Annotated in this window: 3 protein-coding genes; all 3 read right to left on the minus strand. The window is 72.7% G+C overall.

What is annotated here, in order from left to right:
* A partial coding sequence (gene dnaG / locus HMPREF3159_RS13310; protein WP_070501582.1) for a DNA primase occupies positions 1–1383 on the minus strand: 1383 nt, incomplete at its 3' end.
* A 4-nt stretch (positions 1384–1387) separates the two neighbouring features.
* Entirely contained in the window at positions 1388–2719 is a 1332-nt protein-coding gene (locus HMPREF3159_RS13315) for a deoxyguanosinetriphosphate triphosphohydrolase (RefSeq protein ID WP_070501584.1), read from the minus strand.
* A gap of 3 nt (positions 2720–2722) precedes the next feature.
* On the minus strand, positions 2723–3955 hold the full coding sequence (gene dusB, locus HMPREF3159_RS13320) for a tRNA dihydrouridine synthase DusB (RefSeq protein WP_070501586.1): 1233 nt from the start codon (positions 3953–3955) through the stop codon (positions 2723–2725).
* Between the last annotated feature and the right edge of the window lie 298 nt (positions 3956–4253).

Raw genomic sequence — 4253 nt, forward strand, 5'->3', positions numbered from 1 at the left:
GCCGCCGCCCTCGGTGCGGGCGGCGTCGTGCACGGCGCGCAGCACGGTCCGCTCCTCCATGCCGAGCCAGCCGGCGAGCCGGCGCGCGTACTCGGGCCGCATCGCACGGTCCCGGATCCTCGCCACGACCGGCGCGGCCATCCGCAGCGCGGTGACCTGGCCCTCGACGGTGTCGAGGTCGACCTGGGAGATGGCGGTGCGGATCGCGAACTCGAACAGCGGCCGACGGGTCTCGATCAGCTCCCGCACCGCCTCGTCGCCGCGCTGGATCCTGAGGTCGCAGGGGTCCAGGCCGTTCGGCTCGACGGCGACGTAGGTCTGGGCGACGAAGCGCTGGTCCTCCTCGAAGGCGCGCAGCGCGGCCTTCTGCCCGGCGGCATCGCCGTCGAAGGTGAAGACGACCTCTCCGGCCAGGCCCTTCCCGTCGGTGTTCAGCCGCAGGCCGGCCGAGGGGTTGGAGTCGCCCATCACGCGGCGGACGATCTTCACGTGCTCGGCGCCGAAGGCCGTGCCGCAGGAGGCGACGGCGGTGGTGACCCCGGCCAGGTGCGCGGCCATCACGTCGGTGTATCCCTCGACGACCACCACGCGGTGCTGGGAGGCGATCTCCTTCCGGGCGAGGTCGAGGCCGTAGAGCACGGAGGACTTGTGGTAGATCGCGGTCTCGGGGGTGTTGAGGTACTTGGGGCCCTGGTCGGACTCGAGCAGGCGCCGCGCCCCGAAGCCGATGGTCTTGCCGGTGATGTCGCGGATCGGCCACACGAGGCGCCCGCGGAAGCGGTCGTAGACGCCGCGCTGGCCCTGGGAGACGAGCCCGCTGGCGGTGAGCTCCTCCTCGGTGAAGCCCCGTCCGCGCAGCACGGAGGTCAGCGAGTCCCAGCCCTCGGGCGCGAAGCCGACGCCGAAGTGCTCGGCGGCGGCCTGGTCGAAGCCGCGCTCGGTGAGGAAGCGCCGCCCGATCTCGCCGATCGGGGCGGAGAGCTGCTCGCGGTAGAACTCCTCCGCGATCGAGTGGGCGTCCAGGAGGCGGCGCCGGGTCCCGAAGTCGGGCCGGTCACCGCCCTTGCCGTCGCCCTCCTCGTAGTGCAGCTGGACGCCGTAGCGGCCGGCGAGCATCTCGACCGCCTCGACGAAGCTGAGGTGGTTGATCTTCTGGACGAAGGAGATCACGTCCCCGCCCTCGCCGCAGCCGAAGCAGTGCCAGTGGCCGAGCTGGGGGCGGATGTTGAACGAGGGCGTCTTCTCGTCGTGGAAGGGGCACAGCCCCTTCATCGAGCCGATCCCGGCGGTGCGCAGCGTGACGTGCTCGGAGACGACCTCGTCCAGGCGGGAGCGCTCGCGCACGAGGTCCACGTCGGCGCGGCGGATCAGTCCCTGTGCCACCCGCTCAGAGCTCCGATCCGAGGCCGGGCAGGGGCATGTCCGCGGCGGTGACGTGCGTGAGGGTGCGATCGTAGAGCACCTCGTGCAGGCGCCTCGCGGTGACGTCGGTGTAGGAGGCGATCTGGTCGACGATCACGCGTCGCCGGGCGTCGTCGTCCTCGGCCTGCTGCCACAGCTCCGCGAACAGGGGGCTGAGGTGCTGGGTGCCGGTGTGCCACAGCCGGGAGTAGAGGTCGCGGATGATCTCCTCCTGCGCCTCGTAGACGGGCTGCTGGGAGGCGGAGGACATCACGTACGCGGCGGCCAGGCCCTTCAGCACCGCGATCTCGACGTGGGTCTCCTCCGGCACGATCACGTCGCCGCCGTAGCGGGACAGGGGCGCGGGCCCGTGCTCGGCGCGGGTGGCGGTGATCGCGGAGCGGGTGAAGCGGCCGATGAGCTGGCTGGCCATGTCCTTCAGCGCCGCCGCCGAGCGCATCGACCCGTCGAAGGCGGACATCCAGGAGGGCTCGGCCTCGAGGCGGGTCAGCGCCGCGTCCAGCGCGTCGAGGCTCTCGTGGGGCATGTACCAGTCCCGGACGACGTACAGCGCGGCGGAGCGCTCCATCGGGTCGCGCAGGCGGCCGAGGTCGAGGGTGCGTCCGGTGATGGCGTCCTCGATGTCGTGGACGGAATAGGCGATGTCGTCGGCGAGGTCCATGACCTGCGCCTCGAAGCACTTCCGTCCCTCCACGGCGCCCTCGCGCGCCCAGGAGTAGACGTCGTGGTCGTCGGCGTAGGTGCCGAACTTCGGGGAGTCCGGGTCCGGGCCCTCGCCGCGCGACCAGGGGTACTTGATCGCGGCGTCGACGCAGGCGCGGGTGAGGTTCAGCCCGTGGGGGCGCTCGGGTCCGATCACCTTGGGCTCGAGGCGGGTGAGCAGGCGCAGGGTCTGGGCGTTGCCCTCGAAGCCGCCGAAGTCCTTCGCGAGGTCGTCGAGGACCTTCTCGCCGTTGTGGCCGAAGGGCGGGTGGCCGAGGTCGTGGGAGAGGCAGGCGGCGTCGACCACGTCGGGGTCGCAGCCGAGCTCGGCGCCGATGTCGCGTCCCACCTGGGCGACCTCGAGGGAGTGGGTGAGGCGGGTGCGGACGAAGTCGTTCGCGCCCGCGCCGAGCACCTGGGTCTTCGCACCGAGACGGCGCAGCGCGGAGGAGTGCAGCACCCGCGCCCGGTCCCGCTGGAAGGGCGTGCGGGCCTGGGACTTCGGCGGCTCGGGCACCCAGCGCTCGAGGTCGTGGGCGGTGTATCCGACGGGCGGGACGGCCGCGGCGGGGCCGAGGGGGGCGGTGGTCGTCATGGCTCAGCCGCCCGAGATGTCGAGCTCGGCCTCGTGGAGGCGGGCCCGGTGCTCGTCGGACAGCTCGCGGGTGTCCATCCAGCCGGCGGGGACGGTGGCGTTGCGGGGGTGGCCGGTGCGGCCGCGCGGCCCCTCGACGTCGGCGCCCGGGTAGGGAGCGTCGAGGTCGAGCTCGGAGAGCTTCTCGTCGAGGTCCGCGAGGGATTCCATGGTCGCGAGGCGGCGACGCATGTCACCGCCGACGGGATAGCCCTTGAAGTACCAGGCCACGTGCTTGCGCAGGTCCTTCACGCCCCGGTCCTCGCTCTCGTAGAACTCGGTGAGCAGCTCGGCGTGGCGGCGCAGGATCCGCGCGACGTCGCCGAGGCCGGGGCGGACCCGCTCGGCGCTGCCGGAGAACCCCGCGGCGAGGTCGGCGAACAGCCAGGGTCGTCCCTGGCAGCCGCGGCCGACGACGACGCCGTCGGCGCCCGTCTCGTCCATCATCCGCAGCGCGTCCTCCGCGGACCACACGTCACCGTTGCCGAGCACCGGGATGTCGGTGACGGTCTGCTTGAGGTCCGCGATGGAGGTCCAGTCCGCGGTGCCGGAGTACTGCTCCTTCACGGTGCGGCCGTGGAGGGTGATCGCGGCCGCGCCGACCTCCTGCGCGATCAGGCCCGCGTCGCGGTAGGTGAGGTGGGCGTCGTCCACGCCCTTGCGGGTCTTGAGCGTCACCGGCACGTCGCCGGCGGCCTCGACCGCGGCGCGCAGGATGCGGGTGAACAGCTCGTCCTTCCAGGGCAGCACGCCGCCGCCGCCGCGACGCGTCACCTTGGGGACGGGGCAGCCGAAGTTCAGGTCGATGTGGTCGGCGCCGTCGCGCTCGAGGATCATCTCCACCGAGCGGGCGACGACAGCGGGGTCCACGCCGTACAGCTGGACGGAACGGGGCCGCTCCCGATCGGCCATGCGCAGCAGGCGCCAGGACTCGCGGTGGTCCTCGATCAGCGCGCGCGTGGTCACCATCTCGGTGGGGAACAGCCCGCCGTCGTCCTCGCTGTGCAGGGCGCCGAACTCACGGCACAGCACGCGGAAGGCCATGTTGGTGACCCCGGCCATGGGCGCGAGCATCACCGGGGTGTCCACGGTGAGCCTCCCGATCGTGAGGGGTCGCCGAATGCGCTCCCGTCCTGGGGCCGACGGGGCGTCGGCAGGGGCGGGAGCGGCGGTCACGGAGTCGGTCAGAAGGGTCATCGTCCCTGGATTGTCCCATCCTGGGCGGACGTTCGGGAGGATCCGTGAGGTGATGTGCATCGGGCCCGCCCGGGGAGGAACCGTCGGAGGCAGGAGGGCAGAGGGCCCTCGGTCCCCCGCCGGACCCTCCCCCGCGGGGGAGAATCTGGTGACGGCACCACTCCCCGGCGCCGGGCGACCGTGCCGCCGAGGACCCCGCTCGAAGGAGGCGTGCGATGAGCACATCCGCAGCAGACCGATCCCCGGCCGGCACCGCACCCGCGCACGGCGGCGCGCTCGCGACCGGCGCCGCGAGGGG

This window comes from Brachybacterium sp. HMSC06H03 (assembly GCF_001807385.1).
Taxonomy (GTDB): domain Bacteria; phylum Actinomycetota; class Actinomycetes; order Actinomycetales; family Dermabacteraceae; genus Brachybacterium; species Brachybacterium conglomeratum.

Excerpts from the sequence above, each read along its gene's own strand:
- HMPREF3159_RS13315 (WP_070501584.1), bottom strand. The coding sequence starts at position 2,719 with ATGACGACCACCGCCCCCCTCGGCCCCGCCGCGGCCGTCCCGCCCGTC.
- dusB (WP_070501586.1), bottom strand. The coding sequence starts at position 3,955 with ATGACCCTTCTGACCGACTCCGTGACCGCCGCTCCCGCCCCTGCCGAC.